A 244-nucleotide genomic window follows, 5' to 3' on the forward strand; every position below is an offset into this window, starting at 1 on the left:
GGTTTTCGGGCTTACCTAAAAATTGCCAGATGGCCGGATGGCCGCCTTCCGGTGCGCTTTGGCGAGCTGGGGGGAGGAAAGTCCGGGCTCCACGGAAACACGGTGCCGGGTCACGCCCGGCGGGGGCGACCCTAGGGAAAGTGCCACAGAAAGCAAACCGCCTCCACGCTTCGGCCTGGGGGCAAGGGTGAAAGGGTGCGGTAAGAGCGCACCGCGCCGCCGGTAACGGCGGTGGCATGGTAAA

General features: G+C 65.6%; 1 other RNA gene. It reads left to right on the forward strand.

The annotated features are described in order from the left end of the window. Window positions 1-25: 25 nt before the first annotated feature. An RNA gene (gene rnpB / locus SAY88_RS25520) (RNase P RNA component class A) lies at window positions 26-244 on the forward strand; the annotation flags it as partial.

Source organism: Halalkalibacter flavus, from assembly GCF_036663575.1.
Taxonomy (GTDB): Bacteria; Bacillota; Bacilli; order Bacillales; family Bacillaceae_D; genus Halalkalibacter; species Halalkalibacter flavus.